We start from the raw sequence: 22,642 nt of genomic DNA, 5'->3' as shown, positions 1-22,642 counted from the left end.
AGGCGCCCGAAAGTACGCAACAGGCCCGCCCCATGAATGGGTGCGGGCCTGTTTGATTTTTACCGCCCGGCTGGATATAATGGGGACAAAACCCGATGCAAGGAGGAGCTGGCGATGCTGCGCTTAAAGGCCCGGGCAAAGATTAATTGGGCGCTGGACGTATGTGCCCTGCGAGAGGACGGCTACCACGAGGTAGACCTGCTTTTACAATCCGTAGACTTTGGCGATGAGGTGGAATTGGAGCGCAAACCGGCGGGGATAAGCTTGGCGTGCGACCTGCCCGGCATTCCACAGGACGCCCGCAACCTGGCCTGGCGCGCCGCAGAGCTGATGCAAAGGACCTTTTCGCGCGAAGACGGCGTGGCGATCACGCTGCATAAGGCTGTGCCGGCTCAGGCGGGCCTGGGGGGCGGAAGCGGGGACGCAGCAGCGGTGATGGTGGGCCTGCGCAAATTGTGGGAGCTGGAAGTAGAAGATGAGGCGCTGGAGCGGCTAGCGGCACAGTTGGGGGCCGATGTTCCGTTTATGATCCGCGGCGGACTGGCGCGGGCGCGCGGATTTGGCGAGCGGCTGGAGCGGCTCTGCACGCCGGAGGACTGGCCGATCCTGATCGTTAAACCGCGCCAGGGGCTGCCTACAGCGGAGGTCTTCCGCGCGTGGGATCAAACGGCGTTTCCGTATCACCCGGATATGGACGGGATCACGCGCGCTTTGACACAGGGAGAAAGGGGCAAGGTGGCGCATCTGATGGGAAACAGCCTACAAAAGGCGGCGGGCGCCCTCTGCCCGGAGGTGGAGGCGGCCTGCGAGGCGCTTCAAAGCGCGGGGGCGCTGGGCAGTGTGATGAGCGGCAGCGGCTCGGCGGTATTGGGCCTGTTTGCCGATGAGGCGGGGCTGGACGCCGCGCACGCGGCCCTGTCGGGCCGCTATCCCATCTGCATCCGTACGCGGAGCGCGCGCGCCAGTATCGCCTGGTTATAGAGGGCTTAGCACTCAAGAATCAAGGCTGTAAAGCTAAAATCGACCCGGTATGTTTTGCATACCGGGTTTTTTGCACCATAAATTTCCTATAGACAGGTTTAGGGGCGGCCCGCTTTGTCCATACTATCCCTGTCGGCAAGGGAAGGGAGTGGACAATATGTTGAAACGATGGATGACGGTAGGCCTGGTGGCGATGGTCATGATCTGCTGTGGATTTACGGCGATGCGCGGCACGCCTGAACTTGTACCGGGCGTATTGCGCCTGCACATTCGGGCCAATAGCGACAGCGTGGAAGACCAGCGGATCAAGCTGCAGGTGCGAGACCGCCTGACGTCGGAGTTTTCGCATCTGCTGGCCCAGGTACAGGACGCCGATCAAGCCGAGGCGGTGCTGCAGGCGCAGCTGCCCCAGATCGAGCAGACGGCGCAGGAGACCCTGCGCGCGGCAGGTTTTGATTACGGGGCGCACGCGGAGATCGCCGTGCAGACCTTCCCCGAGCGGCGGTATGGCGAAATTATTTACCCGGCAGGGGATTACCGGGCGTTGACCCTGTACCTGGGCACGGGCGGCGGCCACAACTGGTGGTGCGTAATGTTTCCGCCGCTGTGCTTTGTAGATGCGCAGCAACAGGAGGAGAATCAGACCTTGGAATTGACTGAACAGGCGCCGCCGGTCACCCTTAAAAGCCATATTGCCGATTGGCTGCGGGAATGGAAATGGCCTGGCTATACGGAATCCTGATCTAACAAAGAAGGAGTGAAGCATATGCACAAATGGTACCACAAGAACCTGCCCGCGATGCTGGCGATCGTGCTGGTCGTTTGCCTGTGCAGCAGCATTGTCGCCCAGGCGGCGGCCTTGCGCGTGGGCAGCCGGGGGGATGCGGTCATCCAGCTGCAAACCAAATTGCAGCGATGGGGATATTACGATGGGGCGGTAGACGGCATCTTCGGCTCCGGCACGCAGCGCGCCGTTATCGCCTTTCAAAAGAAGAACGGGTTGACGGCGGACGGCATCGTCGGCACGCAAACGGCACAGGCGCTGGGGATGAACCTGGACGGCGGAACCAGCGGCGGTGGCGGAACCACGACGGGCGGCGGGTCCACGGGTGGGAGCATCAGCGTGAACGCCAACGAAAACGATATCCAATTGCTGGCCCGGGCGGTCTATGGCGAGGCACGGGGCGAGCCGTACGTGGGCAAGGTGGCGGTGGCGGCGGTCATTCTCAACCGGGTCAAATCTCCCAGCTTCCCCAACACCATCTCGGGGGTGATCTACCAGCCGCTGGCCTTTACCGCCGTAGCGGATGGGCAGATCAATTTGACCCCGGATGCCGAAGCGCTGCGCGCCGCGCGGGATGCGCTCAACGGCTGGGACCCTTCCAACGGCGCGCTCTACTACTATAACCCCGCCAAGGCGACCAGCCAGTGGATCTATACAAGACCGGTGACCGGCCAGATCGGCAACCACCTGTTTGCAATTTAGAAGGGAGGCACCAAACTTGGACGAAAAGACCAACCAGGAGATCAACCTCAAGGGCAGCTTGCCCGACGAGCCGCCCCGCCGGCGGATGCGCTGGCCCAAATGGCACTGGACCGCGGTGACCAGTCTGGTACTGTTGGTAGCGGTGTTTGCCCTGGGGCTATGGGCTGTGACGGAGAACCGCGCCCACGCCCGCTACCAGGCGCGCATGGAGGATATCTACAGTAAATCCTTTATTGACCTGATCGACGCCATGGGCAACCTGGAGGTAAAGCTGGCCAAGGCCACGGTAGCCATCACGCCCCAAAGCGCCACCACTACGCTTGCGGATATCTACCGGCAGGCCAATATCTCGGAGGAGAACCTGGGCCAGCTGCCCGCCAACCTGGGGCCGATGGAAGAGGTGAGCAGCTTTGTCAACCAACTGGGGGATTACTGCCAGATGCTCAGCCGCAAGGCGGCGGATGGACAAGCCCTCACCCAGGAGGAGCGCGACCAGCTGCGCACCCTTTGGGAGCAGTGCAACGGCATGAACGGCCAGCTGCTGGCGCTGCAGAAATCGCTGCAACAGGAACAGGTGCGCTGGAGCGAAGTGGCCTTTGCCCCCACGCTGGACGGGCAGGAGGAATACGGCGCGGTAGTGGATGGCTTTAGCCAGCTGCAAAACGAGGCCACGGAATACCCCGCCCTGATCTACGATGGCCCCTTTAGCGATTCGCGCCAGAACCGCGAACCCAAGGGACTGGGGGAAACGGGCGTAAGCCAGGAGGAAGCAGCGGACATCGCAGCGGAGTTCGTAACTTATTTGGGGGCGGGCGAGCTGACCTTAACGGTGGACTCGGATGGGCGCATCCCCTATTATGGCTTTGATTTTCAGCTGGAAGACGAGCGCAGCGGGCATATCGCCATCACCAAAATGGGGGGTAAGCCCTTGCTGATGAATACCACGCCTACACCCCAGGAGGACCCAACCGTGGATACCGAGCGCTGCAAGGCGGCGGCCGTGCAGTTTTTGGAGGAGAAGGGCTTTGGCGATATGCAGGCCACCTATATCCAGGTTTATAACGGCATGGTGGTGGTCAACTGTGCGGCCCAGCAGGACGGCGTGACCCTGTACCCGGATCTGGTGAAGGTGCAGGTCTGCTGTAACGATGGGCGAGTGCTGGGGTTAGAGGCGCAGAACTACTGGACCGAGCATGTGGAACGCGAGCTGCCCGCGCCCGAGATCGCGCAGGAGGAGGCCCAGGATAAGGTGGCGTCCTTCCTCACGGTAGAGACCACGCGCCTAGCGCTGATCCCCTTAGACGATGGAAGCGAGCAGCTTTGCTGGGAGATCGGCGGCCGGGCCAGCGGCAACGAGTTTATCGTCTATATCAACGCCCAAACGGGCGAGGACGAAAACAGTTTTCTGATCTTGGATTCTGAAGATGGACAGATGGTGCTCTAAGGATGAGCAAAACGCGGGGACGGTTTCAGGCCGTCCCTTTTTGCTGTGCAGCAGATGGATGCACTGCTTTTTTGCACGGATAATGGTATAATAACCTATAGCGATATGTAAAAGGAGGCGATGGGATGCAAAGGCCGGTGCTGATCAAGATCGTGGGCACGCAGACGGAGCCGGGCGGACAGGAGCAGGTGCTGGAGCTGACGACGCTGGGGACCTATAGCTGCGAAGAGGGCATCCATCAGCTGGAATATGAGGAGAATGACGCGCAAGAAGGGCAGCCGGTAATCAGTTCGCAGATGAAAATGATCTTTAACGCCAGTCAGGTGCGCCTCTCCAAAAAGGGCGCGGCCGAAGGCGTGATGGTCTTTGAAGAGGGGAAAAAGTTCGTCAGCATGCACGAAACGCCGCTGGGGCCCATCGAGATGGGCATGCTGCCGCTGCAAGTAAAAAGCCGGGTGGAGCAGGATTGCGGCGAGGTGGAGCTGCTCTATCAAATGGATATGGAGCAGCAGATCATCAGCCTAAACCGCCTGAAGGTATCCTTTTCGCCCCGGGGGCAGGCGCCATGCTCTTAGACGTGGCGGGGCGGGAGCGGGCTTTACTTGCCAAAGCGCTGCAAGAGGCGCTGCCGGACCGCAAGCCGCTTTTGACCCCGGGCCCTTTAGGGTTGCGGGGTTATTCCTGTGCCTACGGGCTGCAACAGGCAGGTGCGCGAAGCGAGCAGGCGCAGGGATTTGCCCAGGAGGTCGCGCGGCGGATAGTCCTCCCGCAGGGGTGGCAGTGCAGCGCGCAAAACGGTTATCTCAACTTTGAAGTAGGCGCCCAATGGCTGGCCCAGCTGGCCCGGGAGGCGTTTTCGGCCTGGCCGGAGGCGCCGGATCGGCCCGTACCGCTGGAGGACCCGTGTTTTTGGCAGGTTTGCCGGGCGCGGCGGCTAAGGCGGCTGGCGCAGGCAGCTATGGGGAAAAGTGGAGAAAATGAGCCTGACTGCCTGTGGCATGCCCTGCAACTGCCGCAAGCCCTGGCCAAGGGAAAGGGGTGGGCGTGGCTGCAGCGGATGATGCGCCTGACCGAACCCCTTGCCCGGACGGCGTTGGTAGACGCCGCGGGGGGCGGGCAGGACCCGATCACCTTTGCGCTGGCGGCAAAAGCGCTGGCGCTGGCGATAGCACAAGAAAAAGATGGGGGGAAGGAAAAGTGAAGATCAACTATATTGGACATGCGTGTTTTATGATGCATACCAAGGCAGGTACTCGGATCTTAATGGATCCGTACGACGCGTCGGTGGGCTATCCCGTCCCCAAGGCGGGCAGCGTGGCGGCGGACTGCGTGACGGCCAGCCACGGGCACCACGACCATAATGCGGTGGAGTGGCTAGCCAAGCCCTACGAGCTGATCGACAAGGCGGGGCGGTATACGGTAAAGGACGTGGCGGTGACGGCCATCCCCTGCTGGCACGACGAGGTGCAGGGGCAAAAGCGCGGGCCCAACCTGATCTTTATCTACCAGGCCGACGGGGTGCGCCTTTGCCACCTGGGCGATCTGGGGCATGAACTGGACGAGGAAACCCTTGCGGCCATCGGCCAGGTGGACGCGCTGCTGGCGCCGGTAGGCGGGTATTTTACCCTGGAGCCGGAGCTTATGGCACGCCAGGTCAGGGCGCTATCGCCGGAAATCGTGATCCCCATGCATTACGCGACGGAATTTACCAGCCTGCCCATTGCCGGGCCGCAGCGGTTTATCGCCGAGATCGGCGGGGCGGTGGAACTGGAGTGCAGCCAGCTGGTGCTGGGCGGCGAAACGGCCCCGGGCGTCTATCTTTTGCAGCCGGCCTCCAAATTTTTCGACAGAGCTTGACAGGATGCCTTGACAGACGCGGCCGGCAAAAGCTAAAATAGACAAGAATATGTGTATGGAGAGGGAGGCCGTTTGGGCATGAGTACCAAATATATATTTGTCACCGGTGGCGTGGTTTCGTCATTGGGCAAGGGCATTACGGCAGCGGCGTTGGGGCGGCTGCTCAAGAGCAGGGGACTGAAGGTAGCGAATCAAAAGTTGGATCCTTACATCAATGTGGACCCTGGAAAAATGAGCCCGTTGCAGCATGGCGAGGTTTTCGTGACCGATGACGGTGCCGAAACGGACCTGGATCTGGGCCATTACGAGCGTTTTACGGACGAGAGCCTGACGCGCTCTTCCAGCGTGACCAGCGGTAAAGTCTACTGGCAGGTGCTCAACCGCGAGCGCCAGGGCGATTTTATGGGCGGCACGGTGCAGGTTATCCCTCATATCACCAATGAGATCAAGGATATTATCATGCGCGTGGGCAAGGAAAAGGATATGGACGTGGTGATCACCGAGATCGGCGGCACCGTGGGCGATATCGAAGGCCTGCCCTTTTTAGAGGCCATCCGGCAGATGAAGTGGGAAGTGGGGCAGGAAAACGTGCTCTACATCCACGTAACGCTGCTGCCGTACCTGAAGATGGCCGGCGAGATCAAGACCAAACCCACGCAGCACTCGGTTAAAGAGCTGCGCTCCATCGGCATCCAGCCGGATATTCTGGTTTGCCGCACGGAGTATGCGATCTCCCAGAGCGTGAAAGATAAGTTGGCGCTGTTCTGTAACGTTAAGCCCGGCGCGGTGGTGCAGAATATCGACGCGGCCACGCTTTATCAAGTGCCCCGCCTGATGCAGGAGGAGGGTTTGGACAGCCTGGTGTGCAAGATGCTGGGTCTCCCGGATGCGCCGGCGGATATGGACGACTGGTACGCCATGGTGGACCGCTTCCTGGCGCTGAAGGAGAAGGTGACCATCGGCCTGGTGGGCAAATACGTGGATCTGCACGACGCCTACCTTTCCGTGGCCGAGGCGCTGACCCATGCGGGCATTGCCAAAGATGTGGCGGTGGATATCAAATGGATCGATTCGGGCGAGCTGACGGGGGAAAACGTCAGTGCGCAGCTTAAGGGCCTGCAGGGCATCATCGTGCCCGCCGCCTTTGGCGAGCGCGGCTCGGAAGGGATGATCCAGGCGGCGCACTATGCCCGGGTCAACGGGATTCCGTACTTTGGCATCGGCATGGGGCTGCAGGCGGCGGCCATCGAGTTTGCGCGCAATGTGCTCTTCCTGGAAGGGGCGAACAGCACGGAGTTTGACGAGAATACGGCCCACCCGGTGGTCTACTCGCCCGAGGGCGCGGTGGACGAGGCCGGCCTGGCCGATTCCATGCGCTTGGGCGCGTATGAGTGCCGGCTGGCGTCGGGTACGCAGATCGCCAAACTGTATGGCACCGATAAGATCAGCGAGCGGCACCGCAACCGCTACGAGATCAATACCGCTTACTGTGAGGAGTTCAATAAGGCCGGCTTTATCCCGGTGGGGATCGAGCCCAAGACCTGCATGGTCGAGGCCATGGAGCTGGAGGGGCATCCCTTCTACATCGGCGTGCTGTTCCAGCCGGAGTTTAAAAGCCGCCCCAACCGGGCGCATCCCCTGTTTGCCGGCTTCGTAGAGGCCGCTAAGGCAAAAAAGGCGTAAATTAATATTCAAAATAAAAGCCCTGCTTTGGAAGATTCCAAGGCAGGGCTTTTTGCATGGACTAGGGCAGATTTTTTAAAAAGCGCGCTACCTGCCGGTCGTTTTTGAGGATCACGACCTTGGGGGCGTATTGCTCTACGATCTGCCGGTAGTGAGCGCGTTTTTCACGAGTGCGCCCTGCCCACAGGATCCACCAGGCAAAGGCCCAATCAAACTTTTCTACACATCCGGGGGCGCAGCTCTCCCGTGCGCGGCCCTTATGGCGGTAATAGCGCTTAAGCGCGCGAAAGAAACACCGGACCCGGGCATAATTCATCCAAATGATACAGTCGGCCTGCTGTAAACGCTGAGGCTGATAAAAGCGCGCATAGTTACCGTCGATCACCCAGCTGCTGTTTTGCATAAAGCGCGTCACTATCTCCCGTCCCTTTTCAGGGTCTCGCTCCACCCATCCCGGTTCAAAATTGACCGTATCCAGATAGAGCAGAGGGCACTGGTAGTGACCGGACAGGGCTTTGGCCAGGGTGGATTTTCCGGCGCCGCTGTAACCCATGACCGCGATCTTCATGGCAATATCCTCTATTCATAAGATTTTTAGGGAGCTTTAGTGTACCATATGCGCCGGTCCTCTTCAATGCCGTGTGGATTATAAAAGGTCTAAGTATATATGGTTTTGCATAGCGTATAGAGTAGAAAAGCGCATGGAGGGGGAGGGCGAAATGGTCAATTATCTCTGGATCGGGATGGTGCTGTGCGCGCTGGTGGCGGGCGCGGTAAACGGCACATTGCCCGCCGTAGGGCAGGCCGCCATGGATGCGGCCAGCCAGGCCGTGACCCTCTCGATCGGCCTGGCCGGCGGATATGCCCTGTGGCTGGGACTGATGCGGGTGGCCGATGCGGCGGGGCTGCAAAAGGGGCTGGGCAGGCTGCTGAAAAAGCCCATCGCCTGGCTGTTTCCCGAGGCGCGAAGCGCCAAAAGCCGGGAGGCCATCTCCATGAACCTGACGGCCAATATGCTGGGCCTGGGGAACGCGGCGACGCCCTTGGGCCTTGAGGCCATGCGGGAGCTGGAGGCCTGCAGCCCGCTTAAGAAAAGGGCGACCAACGCTATGTGTATGCTGTTGGTGATCAACGCCTCTTCCATCCAGCTGGTGCCCACCAGCCTGATCGCCCTGCGTCAGAGCGCGGGCTCGGCCAACCCGGCGGAGATTGTATTGCCGGCGCTGCTGGCCACCACTGTTTCCACGGCGGTAGGGATTTTGGCGGCTAAGCTGATGCAAAGGTGGTTTTGATCATGCAGCTTTTACAATCCGCGGGCGATCTGGTCATCCCGGTCATCATCGCGCTGATCGTGCTGTTTGCCGCGCTGCGCGGCGTACAGGGGTACGACGTGTTTGTGCAGGGCGCGCGCCAGGGTCTGGGCACGGCGCTGCGGGTGCTCCCCTTTTTGACGGCCATGCTGGTAGCGGTGGCGATGCTGCGGGCCAGCGGCGCGCTGGGTGCGCTGGAGAACGCGCTGGCTGCTCCGCTGGCCGCCATCGGCATGCCCAAAGAACTGCTGGGACTGACGCTGATCCGCCCGCTATCGGGCTCTGCGGCGCTGGGCGTGATCTCGGAACTGTTTACCGCGTACGGGCCGGACTCCATGATCGGCCGGATGGCCTCGGTGATGATGGGCTCTACGGAAACGGTGTTTTATACCGTAGCGCTGTATTTCGGCGTGGTGGGGGTGCAAAAGACCCGTTATACCATCCCAGCGGCGCTGCTGGCCATGCTGGCGGGCACGGTGGCGGCCATCGGCATCTGCAACCTGATGTGGGGCGGATAAGATCTGATATAACTGAAGGTGATGCGCATCATAAGCCTTCGCCCATTTTCGCTATATTGCTCTGCCTGCGCGCACAAAGGCCCACGGTTATGGTATAATCCCCTTTGAAGGAAGGGATCAATATGCCAAAGTGCGCGGTGTTTTCGATAATCGATGAGGCGCGGCCGGAGCGGCTGCGCGATCATTTTGTGTTGGTGATCGACGTATTGCGGGCGACCAGCGTGATGGTGACGGCGCTGGACAACGGCGCGGCGCGGGTCTACCCGGTGGAAACGGTGGAGCAGGCCTTTGCAAAGCGGGAGCGCCATCCCGGCGCGCTGCTGTGTGGGGAGCGCAAGGCGGTGAAGATCGAGGGGTTTGACCTGAGCAATTCCCCGTCTGAATATACGCCTCAGGCCGTGGCGGGTAAGGAACTGATCATGACCACCTCCAACGGCACCCGCGCGATCCTGCGGGCAGTGCAGGGGGGTAAAACGGTTGGGCTGGCCTGTTTTCGCAATGCCTTGGCGGCCTGCCGGGCGGCGGCCGCATCCGGGCTGGATGTGGCGATTTTGTGCGCGGGCACCAACGATAAGTACTCCATGGACGATGTGCTCTGCGCCGGGGCATTGGTACACCGGCTGTGTGCATTGGGCGATTTTGAGCTGGACGATCTGGCAAACCATGCGCTGGCGCTCTACCGCCTGGGGAAGGACGATATCAAGGGTGCGCTGGCGCAATGCCTGCACGTGGGCCGGGTGATCGCCGCGGGCTTCGCGGCGGACCTTGATTATTGCTATGCGCAGGATGTGGTGCAGACCCTGCCCCTGTGGCAGGATGGGGCCATCACCACCTTGACAGAAGCGAAATAAGGTATATAATAGTTTTTAATTGGAAATAGTAGACCTGTAGCGATGATGGGAAGAGTAACCGTTTTTATCCCTTTTAAAAGAGAGCCGGGGCGGGTGAAAGCCGGCAAAGGGCGGGCGGCGAACATGGCCCCGGAGCTTCTGGCGCCGAAAGGGATTCTTAGGCGGCAGCGGGCGCGCCCGATACAGCGCGCGGATGGTGTTAGCCGTCCGGCTTTGAGGCCGCCGCAACGGCGGCAAAATAAGGGTGGTACCGCGGGCATTCCCGCCCCTTCGTGGGGTTGGGGTGCCTTTTTTAATTTCCAAAAGAAAAGATAGAAAGAGGGGATTTTCCTCATGGCGGACAAAAAAACTTTTTATGTGACCACGCCCATCTATTACCCCAGCGATAACCTGCATATCGGCCATGCCTACTGCTCGGTGGCGGCGGATACGCTGGCCCGCTTTAAAAAGCTGACGGGGTATGACGTCTATTTCCTCACCGGGACGGATGAGCACGGGCAAAAGATCGAGCGCCGGGCTAAGGAGGCCGGGGTCACGCCCCAGGCGTTCGTGGATAAGATCGTATCCGGCGTAAAAGAGCTGTGGAAGCTGATGGACGTGGACTACAACGATTTTATCAGAACCACGGACGAACGGCACGTAAAAGCCGTGCAGAAGATCTTTAAACAGCTTTACGACCAGGGCGATATCTATAAGGCCGAGTACGAAGGCTGGTATTGTACGCCCTGCGAATCCTTCTGGACGGAGATCCAGGCCAAAGACGGCGTGTGCCCGGATTGCGGCCGGCCGGTGGAGCGCATGCGGGAGGAGAGCTATTTCTTCAAGCTCTCTAAGTATCAGGATTGGCTGATCGATTACATCGAGAAGAACCCGGAGTTCATCCAGCCGGTGACCCGCACCAACGAGATGCTCAATAACTTCCTGCGGCCGGGGCTGGAGGATCTGTGCGTGTCGCGTACCTCCATCAAGTGGGGCATCCCGGTCACCTTTGACCCGGGGCATACGGTCTACGTATGGCTGGATGCGCTAAGCAACTACATTACCGCCCTGGGCTATGGCAGTGAGGACGACAGCCTGTACCAAAAGTACTGGCCGGCAGACGTGCACCTGGTGGGCAAGGAGATCGTGCGCTTCCACACCATCATCTGGCCGATCATGCTCAAGGCCCTGGGCCTGCCGCTGCCCAAGCAGGTGTTCGGCCACGGCTGGCTGGTCTTTGGCGGGGGCAAGATGTCCAAATCCAAGGGCAACGTGGTGGACCCGGTGGTGCTGTGCCAGCGCTATTCTCCGGATGCCATCCGCTACTTCCTGATGCGGGAGATGCCCTTTGGCGCGGACGGCGAGTTTTCCAACGAGGCGCTGGTGGGCCGCATCAACGCGGACCTGGCCAACGACCTGGGCAACCTGGTCAGCCGCACGGTGGCCATGGTAGAGAAGTATTTTGACGGCACGGTGCCCGCGCCCGGCCCGCTGGCCGCGGAGGATAAGGAGCTGCGCGCCAAGGCCGAGGCCCTGCCCGGCAGCATGGAAAAGCAGATGGATCAGCTGCAATTTAGCGTAGCCCTGGCGGAGCTGTTCAAGTTCGTCAGCGATTGCAACAAGTATATCGACGTGACCGAGCCCTGGGTGCTGGCGCGCACCGAGGAGGGGAAGGAGCGCCTGAAGGGCGTGCTCTACCACCTGGTAGAAGCCATCCGCTATATTGCCGTGCTGGTCTCACCCGTCATGGTGCACGTGCCCGAGAAGATTTATGCGCAGATCGGCCTGGAGGATGAGGCGCTCAAGACCTGGGACAGCTTGAAAGCCTTTGGCCAGTTCCCTGCGGGTGCCAAAGTGTGCAAGGGCGAGGCGCTGTTCCCGCGGCTGGATCTGAAAAAGGAGCTGGAGGCGTTGATGCCGGCTAAACCGGAACCGGAGGCCAAGCCGCAGCCCAAGGCGGAGGAAAAACCTGCGCCTGCGCAGATCAAGATCGACGACTTTGCCAAAGTACAGCTGAAAGTCGCCCGGGTGTTGAACTGCGAGGCGGTGGAAGGCTCCAACAAATTGTTGAAATTCAGCTTAGATCTGGGCGGTGAGACCCGTACGGTGGTCTCTGGCATCGCCAAGTATTATAAGCCGGAGGAGCTGGTGGGCAAAAACCTGATTCTGGTGGCCAACTTAAAGCCGGCCAAGCTCAAGGGCATCCTGTCCGAGGGCATGCTGCTCTCGGCCGAGGGGCCGGATGGCAGCCTGAAAGTGCTGACAGTGGACGGGGAGATGGCCCCGGGTTCCGAGGTGGGCTAAATGCTTCTGTTCGATAGCCATGCCCATCTGGACGACAGCCGTTTTGATGAGGACCGGGAGGCGCTGATCGCCCACCTGCAGGCGGGCGGCGTAGCCCGGGTGGCCAACGCGGCCTCCGACCTTGAGACTTCCCGCGCGGCCATTGCCCTGGCGGAGCGGTACGACTTTATCTACGCCATGGCCGGGGTGCACCCCCACGAGGCGGCGCAGGCGCCGGCGGATTACCTGGAGCAGCTGCGCGCGCTGCTCAGTCACCCCAAGGTGGTGGCCCTGGGCGAAATTGGGCTGGATTATCATTATGACCTGAGTCCGCGGGACGTACAGCGCGAAAAGATGGCTGAGCAGATGGCGCTGGCCGTCCAGTTGGATAAGCCGGTGAGCTTCCATCTAAGGGAGGCCTGGGGAGATGCTATGGAATTGCTCCGCGCGAACAGGGGCCGCCTGCCCCGGGGCGTGATGCACTGCTTTTCCGGCAGCTGGGAGACGGCTAAACAGTGCCTGGATATGGGCTTTTACATCTCCTTTGCGGGCCCGGTGACCTTTAAAAATGCCGGCAGGCTGCGGGAAGTGGCCGCGCAGGTGCCATCTGACCGGCTGCTGATCGAAACGGACAGCCCTTATATGGCGCCCGAACCCCACCGGGGTAAGCGCAACCAGCCGGACTTTGTAGCCGAGGTTGCTTCGCGCCTGGCCGCGGTGCGCGGCGTGGGGCCGGACCGGCTGGCCGAGGAATGCTATGAGAACGCCTGCCGCCTATTTGGGCTTTGAGGCGTGACGCGAGAGATAAGATGCACTATAATGGAGAAAAGAGCGGCCGGTCCGCAAAGAATGAGGGGATATTATGCAGACAGTGGTTTATGATCTGGACGGAGCCCTGTATATCAATCTGACCAACCGGTGTGATTGCGCCTGTAGCTTTTGCGTGCGGCGGGACCATAAGGGCGTAGGGGACCATAACCTGTGGCTGGATCACGATCCTTCCACGGATGAGGTATTAGAAGCGCTGCGTCAGGTGAACTTGGAGGATTACCGCGAGGTGGTCTTTTGCGGCTTTGGCGAGCCTACCTATCGCTTAGAGCAGCTCAAAACCGTGGGCGCCTGGCTGAAAGCCCAGGGCAAGCGGGTACGGCTGAACACCAATGGCCATGGGGAGCTGATCAACAACAGAAGGATCGCTCCGGAGTTGGTGGGCGCGGTGGATGTGATCTCGGTCAGCCTGAACATGGACAATGCCAAGGATTACCAGATGACGGTAAACAGCCGCTACGGCGAGCTGGCCTTTGACGCGATGCTCTCTTTTGCCAAGGATTGCGCCAAACAGGGGATCGATACCTGTTTGAGCGTGGTGGACGTGATCGGCCAAGGGCGGGTGGCGAATTGCCGGAAATTGGCGGCTAAGGTAGGCCTGCCGCTGCGGGTGCGCGCCTATATCCCGCCGGAAACGCCGGAATACGCCAGCGGCACGCCTGGCGAGGAGTAATTGAAACGCTGCTTGCCCATTAGAAGTAGGGCAAAGCTTGAAGGAGAGATGAAGTTTTGAAGATCGAGACGCAGTGCCTGCACGCAGGCTATCACGCGGAGAACGGACAGCCTCAGGCGCTGCCCATCTACCAGAGTACCACTTACCGCTATGCCTCTACGGAGCATGTGGGGCAGTTGTTTGACCTGACGGCGCCTGGGCATATGTATACGCGCATCTCCAACCCCACCGTCGAGGCGGTGGAAAATAAGATTGCCGCGCTGGAAGGCGGCGTAGGGGCGCTTTGCACCTCCTCCGGGCAGGCGGCCAGCCTGCTGGCGCTGCTGAATATTCTGGAGGCGGGCGATCACTTTGTCAGCACCTCTACCATCTACGGCGGAACAGTCAACCTGTTTGCAGTGACCATGAAAAAGATGGGCATCGAGGTCACCTTCGTCAATGCTGACGACGATGAGGAGAAGATCGCCCAGGCCTTCCGTACCAACACAAAGGCGGTTTTCGGCGAGACCATCGCCAACCCGGCCATCGCGGTGCTGGATATCGAAAAGATGGCGCGCATCGCCCATCAATTTGGCGTGCCGCTGATCGTAGATAATACCTTTGCTACGCCCATTTTGTGCCGCCCCTTTGAGTTTGGGGCGGACATCGTCACCCATTCCACCACCAAATACATGGATGGCCATGCGGTGCAGGTGGGCGGCGTGATCGTGGACAGCGGCAATTTCGACTGGGAGAACGGCAAGTACCCGGGGCTGACCCAGCCGGATGAATCCTACCATGGGGTGACCTATACCAAGGATTTTGGCAAGGCGGCGTATATCACCAAGGCTCGCGTGCAGCTGATGCGGGACTTAGGTACCTGCCAGAGCGCGCAGGGGGCTTTTTTGATCAACCTGGGCCTGGAGACCCTGCACCTGCGCATGGAGCGCCACAGCCAGAATGCCGATGCCGTGGCCCGCTTTTTAGCCGGGCACGAGAAGTTGGAAGCCGTAAACTATCCCACGCTGCCGGGCAACCCCTATAAGGCCCTGGCGGAGAAATACCTGCCCAAGGGGTGCAGTGGGGTAATCGCCTTTTCCATCAAGGGCGGGCGCGAGGCGGCGGTGCGCTTTATCGATAGTTTGAAACTGGCCTCTTTGGTGGTACATGTAGCCGACGTGCGCACCAGCGTGCTGCATCCGGCCAGCTCGACCCACCGCCAGCTGACCGATCGCCAGCTGATCGACGGCGGCATCACCCCGGGGCTGATCCGCTTATCCGTAGGGATCGAGAACGTGGAAGATATCATTGAGGATGTGCGCCAGGCGCTGGAAAACGCATAGGGAAATAAGCTTCAGGGTAAAAAAGCCTGCGCACTTGTTAGCGCAGGCTTTTTTGTATATTGATAATCTACTACCAGACTTCTTCGTGTACCCGATCTGCTAGGTAACGGTCGTTGGGCTGTCTGCTTTCAGCAGGGTTGCCTACGGCAATAATGCAGAAGGGGACGATGTTTTTCGGCACTTTTAGGATCTGGGAAAGCGCTTCAACCCGCTCCTGCATGGGATAGATGCCTAGCCAGACCGCACCCAGCCCCTGTGCCTGTGCGGCCAGCAAAATATTCTGCGCCGCGGCGCCGCAATCCCCGGGGAAGTAGCCGGGGGCCTTTTCCCGGTCCAGATCCGCCAGGATGACGATGCCAAGATCCGCGTCCAGCAGCGGGCGGCCGTTGGGATGGACTTTGACGATGGCCTCACGGGCCGCCGGATCGCGCATGAGGACAAAGTGCCAGCACTGGGTATTGGCGGCGGTGGGGGCGCACATGGCGGCTTTCAGCAGCTGGTGCAGCTGCTCATCTGTCACAGGTTTATCGGTAAATTTGCGGATCGATCGCCGCGCGTACAGGTTTTCTAAAGCTTGGTTCATCTGTAGCCCTCCTTAGTTCTTTTGGCCGCCAAAACGCTGCCAGTGGATAGCCGCCTCGTCGTACTGGGTGCGGGGCTCCGGCTTTTCGGCCGGGTAGCCGATGTAGACCACGCCCAGCGGAACCAGCGTATCGGGCAGGCCCAACGTCTTTTGTACGGCCGGATATTGGGCGGAATTGGGATAGCTGCCCAGCCATACCGTTCCCAGGTCCAGCCCCACGGCGGCGATGAGGATGTTCTCCAGCGCGGCCGAGCAGTCCTCGATCCAGAATCCACCCTTTTCGCCCTCCTGGGTTTTGGACATATCCCCGCAGACCACGATGGCGGCGGGCGCATTGTATTTGCCAAACAGCATCGTATCCCGCAGGGCGTTCATGCTTTCGGGCTGATCGACCACGACAAAGGCCCAGGGCTTGGAATTGCGGGCGGAAGGTGCGGCCATGGCGGCCTTGAGCAGCAGCTCCAGTTTTTCCCGCTCCACGGGCCTATCTTGATAACTGCGGACGCTGCGGCGGTTAAAGATTACGGATAAACGGTTGTCCTGATGAAATTCCTGCATGCTATTTCCTCCCCTTATGGTTGATTTGTGTATGATGAAGATATCCAAGTATTTCCATATCCATTATAGCATGGTTGTCAACAGGAAAAAGGGAGAGAAAAGGGCGCAGGGCAAAAGTGATCCGATATTTTCTTGAAAGGGTGATGTTTGATGCAGGTCAGAAGGTTCCGCGCGGAGGACGCAACGGCCGTATCGGCGCTGGTTCGCCGCAATTTTATGGAGGTCAATATCCGGGATTATCCGCTTTGCGAGATGCAGGCTCTGTTCGAGGCGTACAGCCCGGAAAAGATATTGGAGATCGCCAGCCAGGCGCATACCTATGTCGTTACGGATGAAGGGGAGCGGATCGTGGGGACGGGCTCCATCACGAGCTATTGGGGCAGCCAGACCGAGAGCATTCTGCTGACCATTTTCGTGCTGCCGGAGTACCACGGAAGGGGCATCGGCCGCCGCATCATACAGGCATTGGAGGGCGATGAGCTGTTTTTGCGCGCCCGCCGCATTGAGATCCCGGCGTCCATCACAGCATGCCGGTTTTATGAAAAGATGGGTTACGGCTATAAGGGCGGCGTCAAGAGCCTGGATGCGGAGGGTCTGTACCGCATGGAGAAATTTCGATGACAAGGTTTGACAAGTCAGCTCCGCGCCGTTACCATGATGATAATAAGGCGGCGCGGCGATAGGATGACGAGGCGTAAAGGCCTGCCTGCTGCCGTAAAATATGCTACATAACCGCGTTTGGTTTAGGCACGGTGAAAATAGGTTGAAAGGGAGAATATATTGCAATATGGATGCAAAGCTGAAAATTAAACTGTACGCCCTTACGGTGGATTGTAAGGAGCCTTATGCTTTGGCGCAATTTTATGCGGCGCTGCTGGGATGGGAGATCCCTTTCTATGATGAGGATTGGGCCTGCGTGGGGGCGCCGGGGGCGGCGCAGGGGGCCTACCCCGGCATAACGTTCCAGCGCAATCCGGACTATCAGCCGCCTGTATGGCCGGAGCAGCCCGGTGCGCAGCAACAGATGGCCCATCTGGACTTCGCCGTTAGTGATTTGGAAAAAGCGGTTGCGCACGCCATTGCGTGCGGCGCGACGGTGGCGGCCGAGCAGTTTTCTAATGACTGGCGGGTGATGCTGGACCCTGCCGGACATCCCTTTTGCCTGTGCCGGATGAAAGAGTTGATGGAAAGCAGCCAGTTTGCCCTGCTTTAAGCCGGTAAGGACAATTATAAAGACGGCTTGCTATAAACACGGAAAGCGGAGGGCTCCTTTTGGAACCTCCGCTTTTGTCTGCGAAGGAAAACATCACCCGCTCTGGGGCATGTTTAATCGGCGCCATAAAACGCCCGGGTCAGCCGTGCAAAATCCTGCAAGGATAGCGCCTCGGCCCTGACGGCGGGCGATAGCCCACAGGCTTCGATCTTTTCCCGCACCTGATCCCGCGAGAGGCCAAAATTTGAAGCGGCCAGGTTGTTGTGTAAAGTCTTGCGGCGCATGGCAAAAGCCGCGCGCACCAGGTGGAAAAATGCGTCTTCGTCCACCGGCCCGGCAGGGCACTCCGGCAATTTTGTCAGCGTAATGACTGCGGAGCCCACCTTGGGGCGGGGCATAAAGGCGGAAGGCGGTACCATAAATTGCAGCTCAGCCCGGCAATAAAACTGCACCGCTACCGATAGCAGCCCGTAATCATTGCCGCCGGGCGCGGCGCTCATCCGGTCGGCCACCTCTTTTTGTATCATCAGCGTCATGCTTTGCAGCGGCAGGCCGCTTTGCAGTATGGCCATAATGACGGGGGAGGTAATGTAATAGGGCAGGTTTGCCACCACGCTAAAGGGCTGTCCCTCCAAGTGCTCTTGCCACAGTGCAGGCAGATCGACCTTGAGAATATCCCCCTGTACCACGCTCGCATGGTCATACCCGGCCAGCGTATCGCTTAAAATGGGGATCAACCGCCGGTCGATCTCCACGGCGGTAACGAATGCGCCGCGCTGGGCCATGGCCTGGGTCAGTACCCCGATGCCAGGGCCTACCTCCAGTACCCGGTCGCCTGGGCCGATGGCGGAGGCATCCACGATCTTTTGAAGGATGTTTTCGTCGATCAGAAAATTCTGCCCCAGGGATTTGGTAAAGCTCGCCCCGTGGCGGGCCATCAGCTCCTGCACGACGGTAGGGCTGGTCAATCTATTCATGCGTTTGCTCCTTATCCTTAAAAAAGGAGTTTAAGCCGAGCAAATCTCTTTGCTGGTTAAACCCCTTTTGCGCGCTTCTATATTATTCTAACAGAGAAGGCCCTATTTTAAAATATAAATTTTTACCGAGCGGATACCCCAAGAGCGGCACTCGGCCTCCGTATTCATGAAGAGATCCACGGTGTTGCCGCTGATAAATGAGCCGCCCGTATCCTGCGCCACGCCAAACCCATAACCCGGGATGTAAAGCCGCGTCCCAAGCGGGATCACGCTTGGATCCACGGCCACCGTACCTACCGAGGGCATAACACCGGAAGCCGTAGGCCTGCCCGTATGGGTATAAGCCGTGGCTCTGCCGGATAAGACGGAGGAATAGGCATAGTTCTTTCCGCCGATGGTTAAAACCGCCTCACTGCTGGAGGAGCTGCCGCTCGAGCTGGAGCTACTGCCAGAGGAAGAGGTCTTATTCCCGCTGCTGGATGAAGTACCTTTGCTGGTGGAGGACGATGTATTTTTGGCCGTCGTTTTACCGCTGGAACTCTCGGTTTTAGAAGTACTTTTCTGGCTGACATTGCTGGAAGCCACCTGTTGCGGCGCACCGGTCCCTTGCAAGATCACGCGGTTTTGCGCCTTTTGCACCATGGAGGCCACCTGCTCGCGCTCTACCTCCTGGCCGTTGCGCAAGGTGATCTCCATCTCGCGCATCACTTCGCCCTCTTTGCCGGAGAAAGCCACCTTTTCGGTGCCGATCTCTAGCGAATCGGTCTTTTCTATAACAGTATCAAAGGGCAGCGTTTCGTAAAGGACCTCCCGCTTTTTTTCCACGCGGGCGACCTCGATCTGCATGCCGGGGTAGATGCTGTTTTCAAGCGCCGGCTCGACTTCGTCATATTCGCCCAGCGTGATGCCGGCCAGCTGCAGCGCATCCTGTACCGTGCCCTCCAGGATCTTGACCTGGCGCACATCTCCATCCACCCGTACCAGAAGGTTGGCGGCGTTTTGTACGGTAACGCGCATGTTGGCGTAAACCGGCGTATCCAAGGGCGGCTCCACCTTGTCCGCCTCGCCAAGGGTAATACCGTATTGCTCCAGTAACTGGCCCACGTTCTCGCTCTGGGTCTGGATCTGGCGGCGTTCGTTGCCGATATCCAGCGTGACGACGCAGCGCTGCGCGCTTTTAACACACCATAGGATCCCTAAGCTCAAAAAAAGTACGGCGATGACGCCCAGACCGATCCGCAGGCTATTCGGGCTGCAAAGGGTCTGCACATCGCTCCAAAACTGGCTCCACGCAGTTTGTCCAAATGAACCATCGCGCACCCGCGCCCGGCGAGAGTGGCTGATTTTGCCCCACTGCCCAGTGCGCCTGCGCGTCCGGTATTGATCCGCATGCCTTTGTAAGGGGGTCAACAATTGCTGAGCCCGTTCGGCGGCGCGCGTCCCCAACCGTTCCTGTTCATTGGTCAGATCCAGCCGGGTGCCCGTGCCATAGGCATAACGTTTCAAGCTGCGCATGTTTTCACCTGCCTTGTCCCACTTTAAGATTTAGCGTATCGCTATTTTATATGAGTAAATTTCGTTTGTCAAACAAATCCTTTGGCGCAAATACCATTTTTGCCTAAAAAAAGGGTTAAATTCGGATATTTTCCCCCACTTTTTTATAAAAAATAAGGGTTAGAGGCTATTGCTGGAAAATACTATATGTTCGGTCTCAAACTTTACACCCATACCATATAAGCGTATAATATATCTAATCGCGGCGCGAAAACTGTCGAAGCCTGAAATGTTACGATTCTGTAATAAAAATACTACTTTTAGTAGCAGCCCAAAGAAACTAAAGAATCAGGTTTTGCAGGCGAAAACGGCGTATTTTACAGGCTGTAACAGCGGAGCGGCCGGGATTCTTACATTATATATAAAGGGATATGGGAATATCGCGCTAAAGCAGCGCTTAACTGGGCCCATAGTAGAAAAGGAGCGACTTATGCACAAGCGGATGGGCGCATTGGCCATCAGTTTTATACTTTTATGCCAGCTATTATTGTTATCAGGCTGCGGGATAGGCGCGCAGGAGGCTGAACAGGCAGCAGCGCAGCGGTACCACCAACTGTGGGCCAAGCGGGATTACCAGGGCATGTACGATATGCTCGACACCGTGACCCAGCGCAGCGTGACGTTTGAGGATTTTGAGCAGGCGCACCGGAAGATCTACGACCCCATCGGGATAGAGGCGATCGCCGCTGAAATGGTGGGGGAGATGCGCAAGAGCGAGACCAGAGCATATGAAAAGTTCAAATTGACCTATACAGCTGGCGATTATGGCGAGGTCAGCTATGATATGGAGCTACCGCTGGTCAAGCAAAATGGCGAGTGGAAGGTGCAATGGGATTATAGCCTGGTACTGCCCGGCATGGAGGCGGACGACGAGCTGCGCACCGTGACCACCCAGGGCAAGCGCGGCGAGATATTCACCAGCGATGGAGAACTGCTGGCGCAAAACGGTTATGCGTCAACGGTTTATGTCCTGCCGGACAAAGTGGAGGACGAAACGGCGCTGGTTTCCTCCTTAAGCGCGGCGCTGGAGATGGAGGCCGAAAAGATCACGGAGATCTTAAACAGCAAGGAAACCCAGCGGGATGGCCTGGCGATCATCAAGGCCTATCCTTATGGAAAGATGAGCGACGAGCTGCGCACACAGCTGGGCGAAATCGCGGGCGTGGGGATTGACGAGAAGATGTACACCCCCCAGCGCATCTACCCCCATGGGGATATGTTGGCCCATGTGATCGGCTATATGGGCGTGGCCTCTGAGGAGGAGCTGGCAAAGTTGGACCCCGAGATTTATGGCGCCGACGAGCGCATCGGCAAGACCGGGCTGGAAGCGGCCTATGAATCCCAGCTGCGCGGTAAAAACGGCAAAGAAGTGCGGCTTTACAGCTCCGATGGCCGGCTAAAATTGACCGTATGCAAAATTGCCGCCGAGGATGGGCTGGATCTGATCCTCAATATTAACTATAAGTTGCAAAGCCGGGCGGAAAAACTGCTAAAAGAGAATATTGACGAGGGAAACAGCGGCGCGGTGGTGGTGTTGAACCCCAAAACCGGCGCGGTGGAGGCGCTGGCAAGCTACCCGACCTTTGACTTGAACCTCTTTGCGCTTGGTATCGATCAGGCGACTTGGGACCAGCTGAACGATGAAAACGGCAACCAGCCCCTGTTCAGCCGGGCATTTCAGGGACTATATGCGCCGGGCTCTACCATTAAGCCCTTTACAGCCGCCATTGGGATGGAGAGCGGCGCCATTACCAAGGACTATGTGTTTACCGGCAATATCGTAAACCGCAGGTGGAAGCCTAACGACCCTTCCTGGATCTACCCGCCCATTACGCGCTATTCTGATTACGCGCAGCCCTACAATATGGAAAATTCGATGATGCACTCGGATAATATCTATTATGCGGATGTAGCGATGAAGGTGGGTTCGGATGGATTTACCGAATACCTGAAAAAGATCGGCTTTGGAGAAAGGATGCCCTTTGACCTTAGCGTTGGCAAGGCGCAGATCTCCAACTCCGGCGAGATGGAGAACGAAAAGTTTTTGGCGGACTGTGGGTATGGCCAGGGCGAGATGCTGATCACCCCGCTGCAGCTGAACGTGCTGTTCTCCTGCTTTGCCAATGGCGGCACGGCGATGAAGCCGTTCCTGGTCAAAGAGACCCGGCGGATGGAGGATAAGGACTATGTGCTGGTATCCAGCACCGAACCGGAGGTCTATCTGGAAAATATCGTTTCTGAGGCATCGATGGAGGTGCTGCAGCCCATTTTGCGCAAGGTTGTGACCAGCGGCACGGGCATCTCCTGCGCCCCGGCAGGCATGGGCGTATCGGGCAAAACGGGTACGGCGGAGGTCGGCACGCTAAAGAAGCACGAGATCAACTGGTTTACCGGTTATGTATCGGACGGCAGCTTTGACAGGGCGGTGTGCGTGATGATCGACGCGATCGACGGCAATACGACGAGTAAATCGGTGATTGCACAAAACATGTTTTTGCCGTAAGATAGTAGGCAGTGAGATGGAAAGGCCGAGGGGGTAAAG

At 58.7% G+C, this 22,642-nt stretch carries 23 protein-coding genes and 1 other annotated feature; of the genes, 18 read left to right on the top strand and 5 right to left on the bottom strand.

Going from position 1 to position 22,642, the window contains the following annotated elements; translation table 11 throughout:
- Positions 1 to 114: 114 nt before the first annotated feature.
- The 8 genes from ispE (at position 115) to H8699_RS04365 (ending at position 7,451) form a co-directional block, all read left to right on the top strand.
- Positions 115 to 981, top strand: coding sequence for a 4-(cytidine 5'-diphospho)-2-C-methyl-D-erythritol kinase (gene ispE / locus H8699_RS04400; RefSeq protein WP_249284654.1), 867 nt, complete (start codon positions 115 to 117; stop codon positions 979 to 981).
- A gap of 157 nt (positions 982 to 1,138) precedes the next feature.
- Positions 1,139 to 1,723: a stage II sporulation protein R gene (spoIIR, locus tag H8699_RS04395; RefSeq protein ID WP_171025980.1), complete on the top strand. Its 585-nt coding sequence runs from the start codon at positions 1,139 to 1,141 to the stop codon at positions 1,721 to 1,723.
- Positions 1,724 to 1,780: 57 nt separating this feature from the next.
- The gene (gene sleB, locus H8699_RS04390; RefSeq protein WP_407943994.1) at positions 1,781 to 2,467 is read left to right on the top strand and encodes a spore cortex-lytic enzyme; all 687 of its coding nucleotides are present in this window, start codon (positions 1,781 to 1,783) and stop codon (positions 2,465 to 2,467) included.
- A gap of 16 nt (positions 2,468 to 2,483) precedes the next feature.
- A complete protein-coding gene (gene ypeB, locus H8699_RS04385) occupies positions 2,484 to 3,911 on the top strand; it encodes a germination protein YpeB (protein WP_249284652.1) in 1,428 nt (475 codons plus the stop codon).
- A 125-nt stretch (positions 3,912 to 4,036) separates the two neighbouring features.
- On the top strand, positions 4,037 to 4,486 hold the full coding sequence (locus H8699_RS04380; RefSeq protein WP_249284651.1) for a DUF1934 domain-containing protein: 450 nt from the start codon (positions 4,037 to 4,039) through the stop codon (positions 4,484 to 4,486).
- Positions 4,477 to 5,112 (top strand): hypothetical protein, encoded by a 636-nt coding sequence (locus tag H8699_RS04375; RefSeq protein WP_249284650.1) that lies wholly within the window; start codon positions 4,477 to 4,479, stop codon positions 5,110 to 5,112. The genes H8699_RS04380 and H8699_RS04375 overlap by 10 nt, the downstream gene beginning before the upstream one ends.
- Positions 5,109 to 5,768, top strand: a complete 660-nt coding sequence (locus H8699_RS04370; protein ID WP_249284649.1) for an MBL fold metallo-hydrolase — start codon at positions 5,109 to 5,111, stop codon at positions 5,766 to 5,768. The genes H8699_RS04375 and H8699_RS04370 overlap by 4 nt, the downstream gene beginning before the upstream one ends.
- A gap of 78 nt (positions 5,769 to 5,846) precedes the next feature.
- A complete protein-coding gene (locus tag H8699_RS04365) occupies positions 5,847 to 7,451 on the top strand; it encodes a CTP synthase (protein WP_249284648.1) in 1,605 nt (534 codons plus the stop codon).
- 61 nt (positions 7,452 to 7,512) lie between these two features.
- On the opposite strand, the gene H8699_RS04360 is transcribed toward H8699_RS04365, so the two are convergent.
- On the bottom strand, positions 7,513 to 8,019 hold the full coding sequence (locus tag H8699_RS04360) for an ATP-binding cassette domain-containing protein (RefSeq protein ID WP_249284647.1): 507 nt from the start codon (positions 8,017 to 8,019) through the stop codon (positions 7,513 to 7,515).
- 151 nt (positions 8,020 to 8,170) lie between these two features.
- Between H8699_RS04360 and H8699_RS04355 the strand changes: the two genes are divergently transcribed.
- From H8699_RS04355 to H8699_RS04325, 7 genes are all read left to right on the top strand, one after another.
- A complete protein-coding gene (locus H8699_RS04355) occupies positions 8,171 to 8,743 on the top strand; it encodes a nucleoside recognition protein (protein WP_249284646.1) in 573 nt (190 codons plus the stop codon).
- A 2-nt stretch (positions 8,744 to 8,745) separates the two neighbouring features.
- The gene (locus H8699_RS04350) at positions 8,746 to 9,279 is read left to right on the top strand and encodes a spore maturation protein (RefSeq protein WP_249284645.1); all 534 of its coding nucleotides are present in this window, start codon (positions 8,746 to 8,748) and stop codon (positions 9,277 to 9,279) included.
- A gap of 122 nt (positions 9,280 to 9,401) precedes the next feature.
- A complete protein-coding gene (locus H8699_RS04345) occupies positions 9,402 to 10,130 on the top strand; it encodes a 2-phosphosulfolactate phosphatase (RefSeq protein ID WP_249284644.1) in 729 nt (242 codons plus the stop codon).
- Positions 10,131 to 10,163: 33 nt separating this feature from the next.
- Positions 10,164 to 10,403: a binding site (T-box leader), on the top strand.
- Between the two features lie 60 nt (positions 10,404 to 10,463).
- The gene (gene metG, locus H8699_RS04340; protein WP_249284643.1) at positions 10,464 to 12,413 is read left to right on the top strand and encodes a methionine--tRNA ligase; all 1,950 of its coding nucleotides are present in this window, start codon (positions 10,464 to 10,466) and stop codon (positions 12,411 to 12,413) included.
- The gene (locus H8699_RS04335; protein ID WP_249284642.1) at positions 12,414 to 13,181 is read left to right on the top strand and encodes a TatD family hydrolase; all 768 of its coding nucleotides are present in this window, start codon (positions 12,414 to 12,416) and stop codon (positions 13,179 to 13,181) included.
- 73 nt (positions 13,182 to 13,254) lie between these two features.
- Positions 13,255 to 13,893 carry a TatD family nuclease-associated radical SAM protein gene (locus tag H8699_RS04330; RefSeq protein WP_249284641.1) on the top strand — a complete coding sequence of 213 codons (639 nt, stop codon included), beginning with the start codon at positions 13,255 to 13,257 and terminating at the stop codon, positions 13,891 to 13,893.
- A gap of 56 nt (positions 13,894 to 13,949) precedes the next feature.
- Complete coding sequence (locus tag H8699_RS04325) at positions 13,950 to 15,215, top strand: O-acetylhomoserine aminocarboxypropyltransferase/cysteine synthase family protein (RefSeq protein WP_249284640.1); 1,266 nt, start codon at positions 13,950 to 13,952, stop codon at positions 15,213 to 15,215.
- 70 nt (positions 15,216 to 15,285) lie between these two features.
- Here the strand turns inward: H8699_RS04325 and H8699_RS04320 are convergent, their stop codons facing one another.
- Together H8699_RS04320 and H8699_RS04315 are read right to left on the bottom strand one after the other, a co-directional pair.
- A complete protein-coding gene (locus H8699_RS04320) occupies positions 15,286 to 15,798 on the bottom strand; it encodes a nitroreductase family protein (protein ID WP_249284639.1) in 513 nt (170 codons plus the stop codon).
- A gap of 12 nt (positions 15,799 to 15,810) precedes the next feature.
- Positions 15,811 to 16,356, bottom strand: a complete 546-nt coding sequence (locus tag H8699_RS04315) for a nitroreductase family protein (protein WP_249284638.1) — start codon at positions 16,354 to 16,356, stop codon at positions 15,811 to 15,813.
- A gap of 150 nt (positions 16,357 to 16,506) precedes the next feature.
- Between H8699_RS04315 and H8699_RS04310 the strand changes: the two genes are divergently transcribed.
- Together H8699_RS04310 and H8699_RS04305 are read left to right on the top strand one after the other, a co-directional pair.
- The gene (locus tag H8699_RS04310; protein ID WP_249284637.1) at positions 16,507 to 16,977 is read left to right on the top strand and encodes a GNAT family N-acetyltransferase; all 471 of its coding nucleotides are present in this window, start codon (positions 16,507 to 16,509) and stop codon (positions 16,975 to 16,977) included.
- A 166-nt stretch (positions 16,978 to 17,143) separates the two neighbouring features.
- A complete protein-coding gene (locus H8699_RS04305; protein WP_249284636.1) occupies positions 17,144 to 17,569 on the top strand; it encodes a VOC family protein in 426 nt (141 codons plus the stop codon).
- A 113-nt stretch (positions 17,570 to 17,682) separates the two neighbouring features.
- Here the strand turns inward: H8699_RS04305 and rsmA are convergent, their stop codons facing one another.
- Both rsmA and H8699_RS04295 read right to left on the bottom strand, forming a co-directional pair.
- Positions 17,683 to 18,546 carry a 16S rRNA (adenine(1518)-N(6)/adenine(1519)-N(6))-dimethyltransferase RsmA gene (gene rsmA / locus H8699_RS04300; protein ID WP_249284635.1) on the bottom strand — a complete coding sequence of 288 codons (864 nt, stop codon included), beginning with the start codon at positions 18,544 to 18,546 and terminating at the stop codon, positions 17,683 to 17,685.
- A gap of 102 nt (positions 18,547 to 18,648) precedes the next feature.
- Positions 18,649 to 20,061, bottom strand: a complete 1,413-nt coding sequence (locus H8699_RS04295; RefSeq protein WP_249284634.1) for a 3D domain-containing protein — start codon at positions 20,059 to 20,061, stop codon at positions 18,649 to 18,651.
- A gap of 469 nt (positions 20,062 to 20,530) precedes the next feature.
- On the opposite strand from H8699_RS04295, the gene H8699_RS04290 reads away from it, so the two are divergent.
- Positions 20,531 to 22,603 (top strand): penicillin-binding transpeptidase domain-containing protein, encoded by a 2,073-nt coding sequence (locus H8699_RS04290; protein WP_249284633.1) that lies wholly within the window; start codon positions 20,531 to 20,533, stop codon positions 22,601 to 22,603.
- Positions 22,604 to 22,642: the final 39 nt, after the last annotated feature.

It is taken from the genome of Luoshenia tenuis (genome assembly GCF_014384745.1).
In the GTDB taxonomy this organism is placed as follows: domain Bacteria; phylum Bacillota; class Clostridia; order Christensenellales.
This window is presented reverse-complemented; position numbering and strand designations above follow the sequence as displayed.